The sequence below is a fragment of the Malikia sp. genome (assembly GCF_028687635.1).
Classification (GTDB): domain Bacteria; phylum Pseudomonadota; class Gammaproteobacteria; order Burkholderiales; family Burkholderiaceae_C; genus Malikia.
Map to the genome: position 1 here is coordinate 11,927 of NZ_JAQTZS010000036.1, position 15,989 is coordinate 27,915.

The 15,989-nt window shown below is 68.3% G+C and carries 17 protein-coding genes; 6 read left to right on the plus strand and 11 right to left on the minus strand.

Going from position 1 to position 15,989, the window contains the following annotated elements; genetic code table 11:
- Positions 1–9 precede the first annotated feature (9 nt).
- From PHR85_RS14360 to PHR85_RS14370, 3 genes are read right to left on the minus strand one after another with little or no spacing between them, the layout of a single operon-like run.
- The gene (locus tag PHR85_RS14360; RefSeq protein WP_300055613.1) at positions 10–927 is read right to left on the minus strand and encodes a DMT family transporter; all 918 of its coding nucleotides are present in this window, start codon (positions 925–927) and stop codon (positions 10–12) included.
- A gap of 47 nt (positions 928–974) precedes the next feature.
- Positions 975–1,700 (minus strand): hypothetical protein, encoded by a 726-nt coding sequence (locus tag PHR85_RS14365; protein WP_300055615.1) that lies wholly within the window; start codon positions 1,698–1,700, stop codon positions 975–977.
- 21 nt (positions 1,701–1,721) lie between these two features.
- Complete coding sequence (locus PHR85_RS14370) at positions 1,722–2,036, minus strand: hypothetical protein (protein WP_300055618.1); 315 nt, start codon at positions 2,034–2,036, stop codon at positions 1,722–1,724.
- A 158-nt stretch (positions 2,037–2,194) separates the two neighbouring features.
- Here PHR85_RS14370 and PHR85_RS14375 point away from each other — a divergent pair, with 158 nt between their 5' ends.
- Together PHR85_RS14375 and PHR85_RS14380 are read left to right on the plus strand one after the other, a co-directional pair.
- Complete coding sequence (locus PHR85_RS14375; RefSeq protein WP_300055621.1) at positions 2,195–3,193, plus strand: quinone oxidoreductase; 999 nt, start codon at positions 2,195–2,197, stop codon at positions 3,191–3,193.
- Positions 3,190–3,642, plus strand: coding sequence for a MaoC family dehydratase (locus tag PHR85_RS14380; protein WP_300055624.1), 453 nt, complete (start codon positions 3,190–3,192; stop codon positions 3,640–3,642). The genes PHR85_RS14375 and PHR85_RS14380 overlap by 4 nt, the downstream gene beginning before the upstream one ends.
- Here the strand turns inward: PHR85_RS14380 and lspA are convergent.
- The 3 genes from lspA to PHR85_RS14395 all read right to left on the minus strand — a co-directional run bounded on the left by lspA (position 3,639) and on the right by PHR85_RS14395 (position 8,206).
- Positions 3,639–4,145 (minus strand): signal peptidase II, encoded by a 507-nt coding sequence (gene lspA, locus PHR85_RS14385; protein ID WP_300055627.1) that lies wholly within the window; start codon positions 4,143–4,145, stop codon positions 3,639–3,641. The genes PHR85_RS14380 and lspA overlap by 4 nt on opposite strands.
- Position 4,146: 1 nt before the next feature.
- Positions 4,147–6,996, minus strand: coding sequence for an isoleucine--tRNA ligase (gene ileS, locus PHR85_RS14390; RefSeq protein WP_300055630.1), 2,850 nt, complete (start codon positions 6,994–6,996; stop codon positions 4,147–4,149).
- Between the two features lie 115 nt (positions 6,997–7,111).
- Positions 7,112–8,206 (minus strand): bifunctional riboflavin kinase/FAD synthetase, encoded by a 1,095-nt coding sequence (locus PHR85_RS14395; RefSeq protein WP_300055633.1) that lies wholly within the window; start codon positions 8,204–8,206, stop codon positions 7,112–7,114.
- Between the two features lie 148 nt (positions 8,207–8,354).
- On the opposite strand from PHR85_RS14395, the gene PHR85_RS14400 reads away from it, so the two are divergent.
- Positions 8,355–8,657 (plus strand): antibiotic biosynthesis monooxygenase, encoded by a 303-nt coding sequence (locus PHR85_RS14400; protein WP_300055635.1) that lies wholly within the window; start codon positions 8,355–8,357, stop codon positions 8,655–8,657.
- A 42-nt stretch (positions 8,658–8,699) separates the two neighbouring features.
- Here PHR85_RS14400 and PHR85_RS14405 read toward each other — a convergent pair whose 3' ends face one another.
- Entirely contained in the window at positions 8,700–9,362 is a 663-nt protein-coding gene (locus PHR85_RS14405) for a YceH family protein (protein ID WP_300055638.1), read from the minus strand.
- A 41-nt stretch (positions 9,363–9,403) separates the two neighbouring features.
- Between PHR85_RS14405 and purN the strand changes: the two genes are divergently transcribed.
- Positions 9,404–10,015: a phosphoribosylglycinamide formyltransferase gene (purN, locus tag PHR85_RS14410; RefSeq protein WP_300055641.1), complete on the plus strand. Its 612-nt coding sequence runs from the start codon at positions 9,404–9,406 to the stop codon at positions 10,013–10,015.
- Positions 10,016–10,033: 18 nt separating this feature from the next.
- Here the strand turns inward: purN and PHR85_RS14415 are convergent, their stop codons facing one another.
- From PHR85_RS14415 to PHR85_RS14430, 4 genes are all read right to left on the minus strand, one after another.
- Complete coding sequence (locus tag PHR85_RS14415) at positions 10,034–10,945, minus strand: MBL fold metallo-hydrolase (RefSeq protein ID WP_300055644.1); 912 nt, start codon at positions 10,943–10,945, stop codon at positions 10,034–10,036.
- A 2-nt stretch (positions 10,946–10,947) separates the two neighbouring features.
- The gene (locus PHR85_RS14420) at positions 10,948–11,499 is read right to left on the minus strand and encodes a GNAT family N-acetyltransferase (RefSeq protein WP_300055648.1); all 552 of its coding nucleotides are present in this window, start codon (positions 11,497–11,499) and stop codon (positions 10,948–10,950) included.
- A 99-nt stretch (positions 11,500–11,598) separates the two neighbouring features.
- Positions 11,599–12,534, minus strand: a complete 936-nt coding sequence (locus PHR85_RS14425) for a restriction endonuclease (protein ID WP_300055650.1) — start codon at positions 12,532–12,534, stop codon at positions 11,599–11,601.
- A 14-nt stretch (positions 12,535–12,548) separates the two neighbouring features.
- On the minus strand, positions 12,549–14,168 hold the full coding sequence (locus PHR85_RS14430; protein WP_300055652.1) for a peptide chain release factor 3: 1,620 nt from the start codon (positions 14,166–14,168) through the stop codon (positions 12,549–12,551).
- A 55-nt stretch (positions 14,169–14,223) separates the two neighbouring features.
- Here PHR85_RS14430 and PHR85_RS14435 point away from each other — a divergent pair, with 55 nt between their 5' ends.
- Together PHR85_RS14435 and PHR85_RS14440 are read left to right on the plus strand one after the other, a co-directional pair.
- Positions 14,224–15,567 (plus strand): RsmB/NOP family class I SAM-dependent RNA methyltransferase, encoded by a 1,344-nt coding sequence (locus tag PHR85_RS14435; protein WP_300055654.1) that lies wholly within the window; start codon positions 14,224–14,226, stop codon positions 15,565–15,567.
- A gap of 82 nt (positions 15,568–15,649) precedes the next feature.
- The coding region (locus tag PHR85_RS14440; RefSeq protein ID WP_300055656.1) for a transporter substrate-binding domain-containing protein at positions 15,650–15,989 on the plus strand (340 nt) is incomplete at its 3' end.

The window sequence follows — 15,989 nt, forward strand, 5'->3', positions numbered from 1 at the left end:
GCTGGCGCTTCAGCGCCGCGCCGACACCAGGATGCCGCCCACGATCAGCGCGAACGCGATGACGTGATAGGGGCGCGGCGGCTCGCCCAGCAGCGCGGCCGACATCAGCGCCGCGAACAGCGGCGTCAGGTTGCTGAAGAAGCTCGCCAGCGTCGGGCCGGCGCGCCCGACCCCGGCGCCCCAGCAGCGGTAGGCGATCAGCGCCGGCCCCAGCGCGACGAACAGCAGCACGGCCGCCAGTTGCCAGCTCCAGATGATCTGCGGCGGCTGCGCCGGCAGCAGCCATTCGCCGGTGGTCAGCATCAGCGACCAGACCAGGCCGAAGGCGATCTGCGCCAGCAGGAAGGCGGCCCAGTCCTGCCGGATCTCGGCCGCGCCGCCCTGGCGCCGCGTCAACAGCCAGCTGTAGCAGGCCCAGCTGAAGGCCGCCAGCAGGATCCAGCCGTCGCCCGGCACGAATTGCAGCTGCAGCAGGCGTGCGAGCTCGCCCTGCGTCAGCACCAGGCCGACGCCGGCCAGCGAGAGCGCGGCGCCCAGCAACGCCTTCGCCGTCACCGCCGCGCCAAAGCCGATGCGCCCGACCAGCAGCATCCAGACCGGCATGCTGGCGGCCACCAGCGTCACGTTGAGCGCCGACGAGGTGTGCAGTGCCAGATACTGCAGCGAGTTGTAGCCCGCGATCGCCAGCAGGCCGAGCAGGGTGAAGTATTTCCACTCGCGCCAGAGCGGACTGGAGCGCCGCAGCACCCAGCCGCCCAGCGGCAGCAGCACCAGCAGCGCGATCGACCAGCGCAGCAGGTTGAAGGTCATGGGCGGGATCCAGCCGGCCGCGAGGCGACCGACGATGGTGTTGCTGGCCCAGAGCAGGGGGGCGAGGGTGAGCAGCAGGACGGTCTTGGCGTCCAGGCGCTGGGAATTGGCGTTCATGCCCGGACTTTAGCAAGCCTGCCTTGGCCTGGCTTGGAGCAGTCCGTTCAGCAGGGGTGCGGCGCGAACTCCACCCGCCGGTCGAGTGCATCGCGCAGGTCGTCGCTGGCACTACCGACGGCTGGCTCGTCCGGCGCGGCGGCCACCGACTTGATGCGGTCCTTCAGCGCAGGCGCCAGTGTTTCGAGTTGGCGCTGGACCGCCTGCGCGCGCCGCAGCGGCAGCTCGGCTGGGTACTGCTCCACCGCGCTCGGGCCGGCGTGACCGTGCAGCGTCAGGCAGCTGCGGCTGGCGAGCGTGGCGTCGGCGATGCGGCGCAGCCACATGCCGTAGGGCGCGCTGATCCTGGCATCGGCCAGATAGCGCGTCTCGCCGGGCTGGAACAGCAGCCTGAGTGGCAGCCGTCCCTGATCCAGCTCATGCCGAAGAAACAGCGTGAAACTTTCCTCGGCGGTCTTGGGGCGCTGCAGTTGCCAGTGACACAGATAGGTGGCTGCCAGCGCCTGTCCCCGCTTGGGTCCGGCTTCGAGGGCCGCCATGCCGTAGCGCGGCAAGGCCTCGCGGCAGCGGCCCAGGGCCTGCAGCCGGTCCCCTTCGGCGAGCAAGTCACCGGCACGGGACTGGGCCGCTGCCGTGGTGGCGTCCGCTTCGGTTGGATCGGACTCTGCCGGCGTCGTGACGGCGCTGTCCGGGCCAGGCTGGCCAGTCGAGGAACAGGCCGCCAGCGCCAGCAGCAGGCACAGCGTCGAGGTCGAACGAAGGATGCGTTTCATGGTGGACTCCCGTTGATGGCTTCAGGACGCGCAATGCGCGAACAGGGCCTGGCGTCGTTCGGTGTCGATCTCCGCTCCCAACGCCGCGGCGTTGATCAGCCGCAGGCAAGGCGACCAGGCGGTTTTTTCATCCGGGCGCTGCGCGGGGGAGGGCACGGGGCCAGCGGCGATGCGCGGCTTGGGCGCTGCCGGAGCGGGCGCGGGGGCCGTTTTGGGGGCGGGCTCGGCCGGCTGCGGCTGCACCTGCATGCCGGCCTGGGCGGCACCGCACAGTCCCAGGCCGAGCGCGATGACGGCGCGACCGATGGCGCCAGAGCGTTGCAGCGGAACATCCATGTTCTTCTCCTCCCTGGATCAGTGCGCTGGATTCGCACGGTTTCCTGCGGATTCTGGCCAATCGACCGGGGCTTGAAAAGGCTTTTCTACCGACCGCCACCGGATTTCATGGCAGGATCACGCTCATCCCCCGATTCATTCAGCAGGAGACATCTTCCATGGCTATCTTCAAGAGCCGCGCCATCCGCATCGAACAGCATGGTGGCCCCGAGCAACTGCAGCTCGTCGAGGTCGAGGTCGGCGAGCCCGGCCCGGGCGAGGTCCGCATCCGGCATCATGCGATCGGCCTCAACTTCATCGACACCTACCAGCGCTCCGGGCTCTACCCGATGACCATGCCGCTGGTGCTGGGCGGCGAGGGCGCCGGCGTGATCGAGGCGGTCGGCGCGGGCGTGACCCACCTCCAGGTCGGCGACCGCGCCGCCTATGCCGGCAGTGGCCTGCCGGGCAGCTATTGCGATGTCCGCGTCATGCCGGCCATGAGCGTCTGTCGCCTGCCCGACGCCATCAGCTTCGAGACCGGCGCCGCGATGATGCTCAAGGGCCTGACCGCGCAATACCTGCTCAAGCGCACGCTGCCGGCCGAGGGGCTGGAGCCGGGCGACTTCATCCTGTGGCATGCGGCCGCTGGCGGTGTCGGCCTGATCGCCTGCCAGTGGGCCAAGGCGCTGGGTTACCGCCTGATCGGCACCGCCGGCAGCGACGAGAAATGCGCGCTGGCGCTGGCCAACGGCGCCGCCCACATGATCAACTACCGCAGCGAGGACTTCGTCGCGCGCGTGCGCGAGATCACCGGCGGCGAGGGCGTCAAGGTGGTCTACGACTCGGTCGGCAAGGACACCTGGGCCCAGTCGCTCGACTGCCTGCAGCCGCTTGGCCTGATGGTCAGCTTCGGCAACTCGTCGGGCGCGGTGCCGCCATTCGCGCCCGGCGTGCTGGCGCAGAAGGGTTCGCTCTACGTCACCCGCCCGACCCTGGTCAGCCACGCCCGCACCCGCGAGCGCACCCAGGTCATGGCCGACGAGCTGTTCGCGGTCGTCGCCAGCGGCCAGGTCAAGATCCACATCGACCAGCGTTATCCGCTGGAGCAGGCGGCGCAGGCGCACCGCGACCTGGAGGCCAGGCTGACGACCGGGTCGAGCATCCTGTTGCCATGACGCCCGCACTCTATCTGGAAGACCTGAGCGTGGGCCAGCGCTTCGCCTCGGCCAGCCTCGAACTCGACGCCGACTCTATCCGCGAGTTCGCCGCCCGCTACGATCCGCAGCCGTTCCACCTCGACGACGAGGCTGCCCGCTCGACGCTGTTCGGCGGCCTGGCCGCCAGCGGCTGGCACACCGCGTCGCTGACGATGCGGCTGCTGGTCGACAGCGACTTCAAGCCGGTCGGCGGCATGGTCGGCGCCGGCATCGACGAGCTGCGCTGGCCGCGCCCGACGCGGCCCGGCGACCGGCTCAGCGTCGAGATCGAGGTGCTTGAGGTCACTCCCTCCAGATCCAAGCCCGACCGCGGCATGGTCCGGGTCCAGATCACGACCTCGAACCAGGCACGCGAGACCGTGCAGTCCTGCATCGCGCGGATCGTGATCGGGCGCCGGCCGGTCTAGTTGCGTGCTCGCCGCACCCGCAGCAGTTCGTCCAGGATCAGCCCGGCCGCGCCGACGCTGATCGCCACGTCTGCCACGTTGAAGGCCGGGAAATGGCCACCGGCAAACATGGGCTCCAGCCAAGTCCAGTGGAAGTCGAGCATGTCGACCACGTAGCCGTGCAGCATGCGGTCGATCACGTTGCCCAGGGCGCCGCCCAGCACGCAGGACAGCGCGAAGCAGAACAGGCGCTGGCCGACATGGGCGCGCAGCAGCCAGACGATGAAGCCGGCCGCCCCCAGACCCAGCGCGGTGAAGAACCAGCGCTGCCAGCCGCCGGCATCCGCCAGGAAGGAGAAGGCCGCGCCCGGGTTGTGCACCCGCACCAGGTTGAAGAAGCCGGTCAGGACCGTGGCCTCGTGCTGCGCATAGTTGGCCAGGATCCACCATTTGCTGAGCTGGTCGGCGACCAGGATCAGCAGCGCCAGCGCCAGCCAGCGCGACAGGCCGGGGCGGCTCTCCATCTCAGGCGACGGTGCGGGTTTCGCCCGCGCCGTGCAGGTTGCTGGTGCAGCGGCCGCAGATGCCCGGGTGGGTCTCGTCGTGGCCGACATCGTCGCGGTAATGCCAGCAGCGCTCGCATTTCTGCGCGCCGGAGGCCTTGACCTCGATCGCGACCTCGGCACCCGCCACCAGTTCGATCGCCGACACGATGAAGACGAACTTCAGGTCTTCGCCGAGCGACTGCAGCAGCGCCAGATCCTCGGCGCCCAGCGTGAGCACCACATTGGCCTGCAGCGAGGAGCCGACCTCGCCGGCGACGCGGCGCTCCTCGATCGCCTTGTTGACGAGTCCGCGCAGTTCAAGCACGCGGCTCCACTTGGCGATCAGCGCCTCGTTGGGGGTTTCCAGCGGCAGGTAGGTCTCGGTGAAGATCGACGGCGTGTGACCGACGATGGCCCAGGCTTCCTCGGCGGTGAAGCTCAGGAAGGGCGCCATCCAGCGCAGCATCGCGTGGGTGATCTGGTGCAGCGCGGTCTGGGCCGAGCGGCGCGCCAGGCTCTTGGGTGCCGTGGTGTAGAGGCGATCCTTCAGCACGTCGAGGTAGAAGGCGCCCAGGTCCTCCGAGCAGTAGACCTGCAGCTTGGACACCACCGGGTGGAATTCGTAGACCTGGTAATGCGCCAGCAGGTCGGCCTGGAAGGCCGAGGCGCGGCTCAGCGCGTAGCGGTCCACTTCCAGCAGCTGGTCGAACGGCACCGTGTCGGTCGCGGCATCGAAGTCGCTGATGTTGGCCAGCAGGAAGCGCAGCGTGTTGCGGATGCGGCGGTAGGCGTCCACCACCCGCGCCAGGATCTTGTCATCGATGCCGAGGTCGCCCGAGTAGTCGGTCATCGCGACCCAGAGGCGGATGATCTCGGCGCCCATCTTGCTGCTGATGGTCTGCGGCGCCACCACGTTGCCGACCGACTTGCTCATCTTGCGGCCCTGGCCATCGACCGTGAAGCCGTGCGTCAGCAGGCCCTTGTAAGGGGCGCGGTCATGGAGCGCGCAGCCCAGCAGCAGCGAGCTGTGGAACCAGCCGCGGTGCTGGTCATGGCCTTCGAGGTAGAGGTCGGCTTCCGGTCCCTGGTCGTGCGCGCCGCCGACGTGACTGCCCTTCAGGACGGTGGTGTGGGTCGAGCCGGAGTCGAACCAGACTTCCAGGATGTCGGTGCTCTTGCTGTAGCTCGCCGCGTCGGCGCTGTCGCCGATGCGCGCCAGGATGTCGGCGACCGACAGCTTGCTCCAGGCCTCGACGCCACCGGCCTCGATCACCTCGGCCGCCAGGTCGATGATCTCGGGCGTGCGCGGGTGCGGCTCGCCGCTGTCCACATGCAGCAGGAAGGGCAGCGGCACGCCCCAGGAACGCTGGCGGCTGATGCACCAGTCGGGCCGGTTGGCGATCATGTCGCGCAGGCGGGCGCGGCCGTTCTCGGGATAGAAATGGGTGTGCTCGATCGCTTCCAGCGCGAGCTGGCGCAGGCTCCTGGGCGCCTTGTCGGTGGTGAAGATGCCGTCGCCCTCGTCCATGCGCACGAACCACTGCGCGGCGGCGCGGTAGATCACCGGCGTCTTGTGGCGCCAGCAATGCGGGTAGCTGTGCGTGATGGCCTTGGTCGCCAGCAGGCGGCCGTTGTGTTGTAGCGTCTCGATGATGATCGGGCAGGCCTTCCAGATGTTGAGGCCGCCGAACAGCGCCAGCTCGGCCTCGTACTGGCCGTTGCCCTGCACCGGGTTCAGGATCTCGTCGTAGGCCAGGCCATGGGCGACGCAGGTATTGAAGTCGTCCACGCCGTAGGCCGGCGCCGAGTGCACGATGCCGGTGCCGTCGTCGGCGCTGACATAGTCGGCCAGCATCACGGGCGACAGGCGGCGGTAGCCGGCATCGACATCGAACAGCGGATGGCGGAAGGCCAGGCCGGCCAGCTGGTCGCCGGTGGCGGTCGCGATGACGCGGCCTTCGAGCGCGTAGCGCTCCAGGCATTTCTCGACCAGCGACTCGGCCAGCACCAGCTGGCCCTTGGGCGTGTCGACCAGCGCGTAGACCAGCTCGGGGTGGGCGTTGAGCGCCTGGTTGGCGGGGATGGTCCAGGCAGTCGTGGTCCAGATCACCGCGAAGGCCTGGCTCAGCTGCGCCGCGTCGATGCCGAAGGCGGCGGCCAGCTTGGCGTTGTCATCGGCCAGGAAGGCGACGTCGAGCGTGTCGCTCTTCTTGTCCTGGTATTCGATCTCGAACTCGGCCAGCGAGGAGCCGCAGTCGAAGCACCAGTAGACGGGCTTGAGGCCACGGTAGACGAAGCCGCGCTCCATCACGCGCTTGAAGACGCGCAGCTCCTCGGCCTCGTTCTTGAAGTCCATCGTGCGGTAGGGCTGGTCCCACTGCGCGATCACGCCCAGGCGCTTGAAGTCGGCCATCTGCTGCGCGATCTGCTCGGTCGCGAAGGCGCGCGCCTTGGCCTGCATCTCGTCGCGCGACAGGCCGCGGCCGTGCAGCTTCTCGATCGCGTTCTCGATCGGCAGGCCGTGGCAGTCCCAGCCCGGGATGTACTGGGCATCGAAGCCGGCCAGCTGGCGCGCCTTGACGATCATGTCCTTGAGCACCTTGTTGACCGCGTGGCCGATGTGGATCTGGCCGTTGGCGTAGGGCGGGCCGTCGTGCAGCACGAACTTCGGAGCCCCCTGGCGCGCGGCGCGCAGCTGCTGGTACAGGCCATCGTCCTGCCAGCCCTGGACCCAGCCCGGCTCGCGCTGCGGCAGGTTGCCGCGCATCGGGAAGGGGGTGTCGGGCAGGTTCAGCGTCTTGCTGTAGTCGGTGGTGTTGGCGTCGGACATGGTCGGGATGTGAGGTCGGTGACAGGCTCGGCCCGCTAATGCAGGAGGTCATCAGGCCATGGCCGGACACCCCGAGCCCGTCCAGGGGTATGCGGCACTGCAGGCGGGGCGGGCGTTAAATTCGGTCGCGCGTGGTCTGGCGGCGCTGGGCGGCATGCGCGGCTAGAGGGGCTGCCTGGCAGGCAAAGAAGGCACGCGCGTCGTCGCAGTCCTTGGCGATGCCCCGCGTCAGGGCGTCCAGACTGTCGTATTTGAGTTCGTCGTGCAGTTTGTGCAGCAGCTCCACCCTGACGATTTTACCGTAGGCCTCCTTGCCGCCCAGCGCGGCGCGAACGCGCTCGGGCCATTCGAGGCAATGGGTCTCCAGCAGCACGCGCCCGCCGTTGACGTCGTTCGGATCGAGCGAGGGCCGCACGCCCAGGTTGGCGACGCCGATCAGCGGCGCCGCGTCGGGTGCCGGGTCCAGCCCATGGACCTGGACCGCGAAGATGCCGCTGGCGGCCGGCTTCCAGTGGGTGAAGCGCAGATTCAGGGTACGAAAGCCGTCGCCCGCGCCGATTTGGCTGGCGCCGAGTTCGCGCCCGAGCTTGGCGCCGTGCACCACATGGCCGCTGATCGCGTAAGGGCGGCCCAGCAGCGCGGCGGCGTCTTCCATCCGGCCCTCGGCCAGCGCCTCGCGCACGGCTGAACTCGACACGCGCAGGCCGTGCACCTCGTAGCTCAGCATGCGCGCCACGTCGAAGCCCTGTTGCGCGCCGGCTACATCGAGCATCGCGTAGTCGCCCTGGCGCTGGGCGCCAAAGCGGAAGTCGTCACCCACCAGCATATAGCGCACGCCCAAGGCGCCGACCAGGATCTGGTCGATGAAGGCCTGCGCCGGCTGCGAGGCGAGCCGCTCGTCGAAGGGCAGGATCACGCATTGGTCGATGCCGCAGCGGCGCAGCTCGTGCAGCTTGTCGCGCAGCGTGGCGATGCGCGCCGGCGCCAGCTCGGGCTTGTTGAACTTGGCCGCGAAATAGTCGCGCGGATGCGGCTCGAAAATCATCGCGCAGCTGGGCACGCCACGGTGGCGCGCCTCGTTGATCAGCAGCGCGAGCATGGCCTGGTGGCCGCGGTGCACGCCGTCGAAATTGCCTATGCTCAAGGCACAGCCGGGGCCGGCTGATTGCGGGTGGCGCAGCAGGTTGTGCAGGCCTCGGATGATCTTCATGCTGTCTCAATAGGAGGATGCGGTCGCTGAAACCCGACCAAACGCGCTATGTTGACATATCTGGCGCGCGTTTCCTGTCATGCCGGTTCCGGTCTGCTGGCTATGATGCCAGCCTCGCCCCTTTCATGATCCACTCATCCGCTCTCCCATGATCCTTGAACACGCCGACATCCGCATCGATCCCGCCAAAGCTGCCGACTTCGAAGTCGCGATCAAGCATGGCCTTAGCAGCGTCATCGCCAAGGCGCAAGGCTATTGCGGCCACAAGGTCAACCGCAGCATCGAGTCACCCGGCCGCTACATCCTGACCATCTTCTGGGCCACGCTGGAGGACCACACCGTGGGCTTCCGCCAGTCGCCGGCCTTCGCCGAATGGCGCGCCATCGTCGGCCCCTTCTTCGCGCAGCCGCCGACCGTCGAGCACTTGGAGCTGGTCTGCCAGGCCGGCTGACAGGGCGGGGGACGCGCAGCGATTGGTTTCGCAGCGCCTGAATCAGGCCCCGGCGGCCTCCAGGCGCTGCCGCAGTTCGGCCACCAGCGCTTCGAGCGCCGCGACGCGCTCTGCCAACGCCTGCAGTTGCGCGTTCGCGCTGGTGCTGGCGGGCATCGGTGCGGCAGAGCTTGCAGCGGCCTGCACATCGACCGGCCCGCACAGCAGCTGCGCCCAGCGCTGCTCGCGCGCGCCGGGTGCGCGCTCCAGCTTGACGACCAGCGGCCCGCCCTTGTCCGGGCTGCGCTCCTGCAGTTCTTCCAGGAACACCTCGACCGAGCCGATGTCGGCGAAACGGTGCCAGCGTTCGGCGTTCAGGCGCAGTTCGCCAGCGGTCTGCGGGCCGCGCAGCAGCAACAGGCCCAGCAGCGCGGCGGCCTGACTCGGCACGCCGACGGCGCGCTCGAAGTTGTGCTCGTAGCGCGCGGTGCGACCACCGCTGCTCTCGAACACCAGGCTGCGCTCGCGCAGGCCGTCTATCGCCTGCGCGATCTCGTCCTCGCTCAGGTTCATGACCGGCTCGCGGCTTGATTTCTGGTTGCAGCCGCTCTGCAGGCTGTTGAGTGTCAGCGGGTAGCTGTCGGGCACGGTGCGCGCCTTTTCCATCAGCGTGGCGAGCACGCGCGCCTCGGCGGCGTTCAGGGGGGTGGATTCGAAGTTCAGCATCTGGCAGTCCGGTTGGAAGGCGGCTTCATTAAACTCGCCGCATGTCCCAAATTGCACCACAGAACATCGTCATCCTGATCTCGGGCGGCGGCTCCAACATGGCCGCCATCGTCAAGGCCGCCGAGCAGGGCGGCTGGCAGCAGAAATACGGCGCCCGCATCGCCGCCGTCATCAGCAACAAGGCCGACGCCAAGGGCCTGGTCTTCGCGCAACAGCATGGCATCGCGACCGCGGTGGTTGATCACAAGGCCTTCCCGAGCCGTGAAGCGTTTGACGCCGAACTCGCGCGCGTGATCGACGGCTTCGACCCGAACGGCCAACCCGCGCTGGTCGTGCTGGCCGGCTTCATGCGCATCCTGACCCCCGGCTTCGTCGCCCGCTATGTCGGCCGCATGCTCAACATCCACCCCTCGCTGCTGCCGGCCTTCCCGGGCCTGCACACGCACCAGCGCGCGATCGAGTACGGCTGCAAGTTCGCTGGCGCCACCGTGCACCGCGTCACCGCCGAGCTCGACCATGGCGAGTACCTGGAGCAGGCGGTGGTGCCGGTGCTGCCCGACGACACGGCCGACCAGCTGGCCGCGCGCGTGCTGACGCAGGAGCACCTGATCTACCCGCGCGCGGTGGAGAGGCTGCTGGCGGCAGCGCGCTGAGCCGCGCGCCGCCCTGCATCAATTGGCGAGGTCGGTGACTTCGCCCGAACTTTCGCTCAGTCCGAAGCGCCCCTTGGCGTCGCGGCTGACGCGGCCCAGCGCGACATCCGGATCATGCGTGAACACGACGCGGCCATTGCGTGCCAGCAGGTCTTCGAGCAGCGCGGTCTTCTCCTCGATCAGGCCTTCGGGGAAACGGTCGTAGCCCATCGTGATCGGCAGATGGACCCAGGGCGCGCCCGGGATCAGGTCGCCCGCGAACACGACTGGCCCGGACGGCATCTCGACCTCGGGCAGCAGCTGTCCCGGCGTGTGGCCATCGCTGACATGGAAGCGCCAGTCCGGCCCCAGCGTGGCCGAGGTCGCGCCATCGGCCAGCAGTTCGAGCCGGCCGCTGGTTTCGAGCAGATCCAGCAGCTCGGGGATGTAGGACGCCCGGTCGCGCGCGTGCGGGGATCTGGCGCGCTGCCACTGGCGCTGTCCGGTGATGAAGCGCGCCTTCGGAAACAGCAGCCGCGGCGGCTGTCCCTCGGACCAGGGTGCCAGCAGGCCGCCAGCATGGTCGAAATGCAGGTGCGTCAGCACCACGACATCGATGTCGGCGTCCGACAGTCCGAGCGCGGTCAGGCGATCGAGCAGCACATGGCCGCTTTCCTCGACGCCGAAGCGTTCCTTCATCGCGGGGTCGAAGAAGGCGCCGATGCCGGTCTCGACCAGGATGTTGCGATCGGGTTCGCGCACCAGCAGCGCACGGCAGCCGAGCACGATACGGTTGTGCTCGTCGGGCGGCATCCAGCGCTGCCAGAGCGCCTTCGGGGCGTTGCCGAACATGGCGCCGCCGTCGAGGCGCTGGCGGTTGCCGGCCAGGGTGGTCAGGGTGCGGCTGGGCGTGCCGGCTTCGGATTGCGGTGAGATTGCTGTGGATGTCATGGTCAGAGGTTGTAGGCGAATCGTTCTGTCTGATCAAATGATACGGTCAGGTCCAGCAGTGCCTGTGTCATGTAGCACGCCGGTCCTCCCGCATAGCTGGCCAGCGCCAGTGCCTGATCGGGATCATCCAGCTGGCTGGCCACGAATCCCCGTTGGCGCCAGAACCCCTGCGAGCCCTGGACCGATACCAGCGCCGCCCAGGCCAGCCCTTCGCGCCTGGCCTGCGACAGCGCATGGGTCACCAGCCGAGGCCCCAGTCCCAGGCCGCGCGCCTGTGGCCCGACCGCGAGGTCGTGCAGATAGAGGCAGTCCGGTGCCTTGGCCGGCTCGAAACCGTCTCCGAGCGCGCCGACCTTGCCGAGCCGGCTGCGGTAGCCGACCAGGTAGGCGCAGACCGCGCCGTTGACTTCGGCGACCCAGGCCGTGTCGGGCGCGCTGGCCAGTCGCGCGCGGATCACGGCCTCGGACTCGATGTTGTCGGGCAGATAGCAATGCGCCTGGATGCGCAGGACCGACGCGATGTCGGCCGGCAGCATGGGGCGGATCAGATTCACGGGCTCAACCGCGCGTCACCAGTTGATCAACCTCGAACTCCACTACGCCGCGCTCGGCCTGACTGAACTCGACGCCGATCAGGTGGATGGATTGCGTGCTCATGCTGCATCCTCATCGAAGTAATCGCTGTCGATCTTTGGCAGCTTGACCGTTCGTGCCGATACGCCAACCTCATGGTCGATCATCAGCTCTGCCAGCCGCGCACCGTCGACCAGCACAATGCCCTCGACCGACCTGGCGAAGTCGATTGCTTGCGTTGTGTACGAGGAAGTGGTGATGAACACGCCTTTCTTGGCACGCTGACCCGCCAACGCACCGTAGAAGGCCTGGATTTCTGGTCTGCCCACCGAGCTTTGCCAGCGTTTGGCCTGGACGTAGACCTTTTCCAGTCCAAGTTTGTCCAGCGAGATGACTCCGTCGATGCCGCCATCGCCTGAGCCACCTACGCGTTGCAGGTCGTCGCGCTTGGCGCCGTAGCCCATCCGGTGCAGAAGGTCGAGAACGATGGTTTCAAAGAAGGAGGGCGAAACCGTGCTGAGCCTTTCGAGCACCTGCTCCGAGACAGCGCGACGCATTTCCGACAAGGCCTGGCCCAATCGGTCATCCGGGCTTCCCAGCAGTGCTTCAGTCAATACAGGTGATGTCGTGGAAGATGCCGAGGCATCAGAGCCGCTTTTGCTGTTGGCTCCGAGTTGAACGCGCATGTATCCGGTGGCGAGGTGGGTCAACTCATCAGCAGACAAGCTGTCTGGGTGTTCTGCCACGTAGTTGATTCCCAGGCTGGTAAGTTGCCAGTATCCCCGGCGCGGGCAGTCAGATAGACCAGCTCGTTTGAGCCGGTCGTGTGCCCAGCCCGCTCGGTTCTTGTAGACCGGTTGCGCGCCACTTGGCAGCACTTCCTGTCGATCGGCTTCCGTGATCTGGAGTGCTTCTGCCGTAGCTTCATGCGCCTCCCTGGCTGGCGCGCCGTTCGGCCTGGCAGCCAGAAATCTCAGAATTGGCTCGATGAACCGGTCGTAGGTAGGAACTGCCATGCCTGCTCTGGTGCTCACACCGCCTTGTGGAACACCAGCCCCGCGTGCTCGCGCATGGCGTGGAACTGGATCTTGGGCCAGTTGGCTTCCACCGCGCGCAGCGTGGCGCCGTGGTCGACCAGGATGGTCGGCGCGTCGACCGCGTCCCAGGCCATGCGGTGGATGTTGGCGTCGATGAAGCGCTTGAGCTCGACCTCGCCGCCGTTCTCGGGCGGGCAGGTGACCCAGCGCGCGACCTGGTACGGGCTGTGCGTGATGCGGGCCTTGACGCCGTATTCGGCCTCCAGCCGGTGCTGCACCACCTCGAACTGCAGCTGGCCGACCGCGCCCAGCATCAGGATCGAGCCGGCCATCGGACGGAACACCTGGATCGCGCCTTCCTCGCCGAGCTGGGTCAGGCCGGCTTTCAGCTGCTTGCCGCGCAGCGGGTCGGCCACCTCGACGCTGCGGATGATTTCCGGCGCGAAGAAGGGCAGGCCGGTGAACTGCAGCGTCTCGCCCTCGGTCAGGGTGTCGCCGAGCTGCAGCACGCCGTGGTTCGGGATACCGATGATGTCGCCGGCATAGGCCTCGTCCAGCAGCTCGCGCCGTTGGCTCAGGAACGACACCACCGTGTTGGGGCGCAGTTCCTTGCCGCTGCGCACGACCTTCAGCTTCATGCCGCGCGTGAAGTGGCCCGACGCGACGCGCACGAAGGCGATGCGGTCGCGGTGCGCCGGGTCCATGTTGGCCTGGATCTTGAACACCACGCCGCTGAACTTGGGCTCGGTCGGCTCGACCACGCGCTGGATCGCGGGTTTCGGGCCGGGCGGCGGCGCCAGGTCAACCAGCGCGTCGAGCACCTCGCGTACGCCGAAGTTGTTGATCGCCGAGCCGAACAGCATCGGCGTCTGCTTGCCGGCCAGGAAAGCCTGCTCGTCGAAGGCCTGCGAGGCGCCCTCGACCAGCTCCAGTTCGTCCTTGGCCTGGCTCCATTCGACCCCGAAGCGCTCGGCCGAGGTCTGGTTGTCGAGTCCGGCCAGCACCTCCTCGTCGCCACCGGCACGGTCCTCGCCAGCCGCGTAGACGCGCATCTGGTCGGTGCGGCGGTCGAACACGCCGTGGAACAGCTTGCCCATGCCGACCGGCCAGGTGAACGGCACCACCGTCATGCCGAGCTCGCGCTCGATCTCGTCCATCACGTCGAGCGGCGACTGCACCTCGCGGTCCATCTTGTTGACGAAGGTGATGATCGGCGTGTTGCGCGCGCGGCAGACCTGCAGCAGGCGCCGGGTCTGCGGCTCGACGCCGTTGGCCGCGTCGATCACCATCAGCGCGGCATCGACTGCGGTCAGCACGCGGTAGGTATCTTCCGAGAAGTCCTGGTGGCCCGGGGTGTCGAGCAGGTTGATCACGCAGTCGCGGTATTCCATCTGCATCACCGAGGAGGCGACCGAGATGCCGCGCTGCTTCTCGATCTCCATCCAGTCGGAGGTGGCGTGGCGCGCGGCCTTGCGCGCCTTGACCGAGCCGGCGATGTTGATCGCGCCCGAGAACAGCAGCAGCTTCTCGGTCAGCGTGGTCTTGCCCGCGTCGGGGTGGGAGATGATGGCAAATGTGCGGCGGCGGCGCACTTCAGAGACGATGTCAGACATGGAGCCGGATTATCCCCGAGCCCCGTTGTGGCGGTCCATCAACGACAATCCGGCCATGCACCCGAAAGCCCTGATTGACCACTGCGCGGAACTGATCGCGCAGACCCTGACCTTTGCCCATCCCGCCGACGCGACCGTGAGCCAGTACTGCCGCGAGCAGCGCAGCCTGGGCTCGCGCGAGCGCCCGCTGCTGGCCGATGCCGTCTACGCGCTGCTGCGCGAGAAGCCCTTGCTCGAATGGCTGCTCAGGAAGCTGCCCGCCCCCAAGGCCGCGCCGTCGGCGCCCCAGAGAACGCCCCGGCCCGCCAAGGGCGCCAAGCCCGCGCCGGCGCCTTCGGCCAAGGCGCGCGCGCTGGCGCTGCTGGCCTTGCGCCACCAGACCGAATTCCTGGCCCAGGCCGCGACCCCCGAGGAACTGGCCTGGCTCGACGCCTGCCGCGCGCTGGAAGCGAATCCGCCGGCCGACCAGCCCGTGGCCTGCCGCCACGGCCTGCCCGACTGGCTGGCCGCCGCGCTGCGGACCGAGCTCGGCGCGGACTTCGACGCGCTGGCGACCGCGCTCAAGGAAAGCGCGCCGCTGGACCTGCGGGTCAACCCGCTGAAGGCCAAGCGCGCCGCCGTGCAGCAGCAGCTGCTCGACGCCGGCATCGCGTCGGCACCGACGCCTTACTCACCCTGGGGCCTGCGCCTGTCCGGCAAGGCCGCCTTGCAACAGCTGCCCTGCTACCAGGACGGCAGCATCGAGGTGCAGGACGAGGGCTCGCAGCTGCTGGCGTTGCTGCTCGACGCCAAGCGCAACGAGCTGGTGATCGATTTCTGTGCCGGCGCCGGCGGCAAGACGCTGGCGCTGGGCGCCGCGATGCGCAACACCGGCCGGCTCTACGCCTTCGACAACTCGGCGCACCGGCTCGAAGCGCTGCAGCCGCGCCTGCGGCGCAGTGGCCTGAGCAACGTGCACCCGATGGCGATCGCGCACGAGCGCGACGCGCGGCTGGACCGCCTGGTCGGCAAGGCCGACCGCGTGCTGGTCGACGCGCCCTGCTCGGGCCTGGGCACGCTGCGGCGCAGCCCCGACCTCAAGTGGCGATCAAGCGAGGCCGGCATCGCGGAAGTCGCCGAGCTGCAGGCGCGCATCCTGGCCAGCGCCGCGCGCCTGGTCAAGCCGGGCGGCCGCCTGGTCTACGCGACCTGCAGCCTGCTGCGCGAGGAGAACGAGGCCATCGCCGCGGCCTTCTCGGCCGCGCAGCGCGATTTCGTTGCCCTGCCGGCCGGGGAACTCCTGACGCGCGCTGGGGTCGAATCCGCTGATTCGCTCGTGCGCGGCGACTACCTGCGCCTGTGGCCGCATCTGCATGCCAGCGACGGCTTCTTCGCCGCGGTCTGGCAGCGCAAGGCTTGAATCTGGGCCGCCATGAATCGTTAAAATTGAAGGCTGGCGGTCGGCAGTCGCCGCTCTCGCATCCATCCTGACAGGACGTCCAATGAAGAAAACCGTTTCGATTCTGCTGGCCACGCTGGCCACGCTGGCCGCCGCCACTGTGCTCACCGCCTGTGGCAAGAAGCCTGAAGTCTCCAAGGCGGCAGCGCCCGCGGCGGCTCAGTCCATCGTGATCGGCCTGGACGACAACTTCCCGCCCATGGGCTTTCGCGACGACAAGGGCGAGCTGGTCGGCTTCGACATCGACCTGGCCCGAGAAGCCGGCAAGCGCAGCGGCCTCGAAGTCAGCTTCAAGCCGATCGACTGGAGCGCCAAGGAAGCCGAGCTCAACGGCAAGCGCGTCGACGTGCTCTGGAACGGCCTGACCATCACCGAGGAGCGCA

Bases quoted from the DNA above. Each gene is read 5' to 3' on its own strand.
- PHR85_RS14360 (WP_300055613.1), bottom strand. From the start codon at position 927: ATGAACGCCAATTCCCAGCGCCTGGACGCCAAGACCGTCCTGCTGCTC.
- PHR85_RS14365 (WP_300055615.1), bottom strand. From the start codon at position 1,700: ATGAAACGCATCCTTCGTTCGACCTCGACGCTGTGCCTGCTGCTGGCG.
- PHR85_RS14370 (WP_300055618.1), bottom strand. From the start codon at position 2,036: ATGGATGTTCCGCTGCAACGCTCTGGCGCCATCGGTCGCGCCGTCATC.
- PHR85_RS14375 (WP_300055621.1), top strand. From the start codon at position 2,195: ATGGCTATCTTCAAGAGCCGCGCCATCCGCATCGAACAGCATGGTGGC.
- PHR85_RS14380 (WP_300055624.1), top strand. From the start codon at position 3,190: ATGACGCCCGCACTCTATCTGGAAGACCTGAGCGTGGGCCAGCGCTTC.
- lspA (WP_300055627.1), bottom strand. From the start codon at position 4,145: ATGGAGAGCCGCCCCGGCCTGTCGCGCTGGCTGGCGCTGGCGCTGCTG.
- ileS (WP_300055630.1), bottom strand. From the start codon at position 6,996: ATGTCCGACGCCAACACCACCGACTACAGCAAGACGCTGAACCTGCCC.
- PHR85_RS14395 (WP_300055633.1), bottom strand. From the start codon at position 8,206: ATGAAGATCATCCGAGGCCTGCACAACCTGCTGCGCCACCCGCAATCA.
- PHR85_RS14400 (WP_300055635.1), top strand. From the start codon at position 8,355: ATGATCCTTGAACACGCCGACATCCGCATCGATCCCGCCAAAGCTGCC.
- PHR85_RS14405 (WP_300055638.1), bottom strand. From the start codon at position 9,362: ATGCTGAACTTCGAATCCACCCCCCTGAACGCCGCCGAGGCGCGCGTG.
- purN (WP_300055641.1), top strand. From the start codon at position 9,404: ATGTCCCAAATTGCACCACAGAACATCGTCATCCTGATCTCGGGCGGC.
- PHR85_RS14415 (WP_300055644.1), bottom strand. From the start codon at position 10,945: ATGACATCCACAGCAATCTCACCGCAATCCGAAGCCGGCACGCCCAGC.
- PHR85_RS14425 (WP_300055650.1), bottom strand. From the start codon at position 12,534: ATGGCAGTTCCTACCTACGACCGGTTCATCGAGCCAATTCTGAGATTT.
- PHR85_RS14430 (WP_300055652.1), bottom strand. From the start codon at position 14,168: ATGTCTGACATCGTCTCTGAAGTGCGCCGCCGCCGCACATTTGCCATC.
- PHR85_RS14435 (WP_300055654.1), top strand. From the start codon at position 14,224: ATGCACCCGAAAGCCCTGATTGACCACTGCGCGGAACTGATCGCGCAG.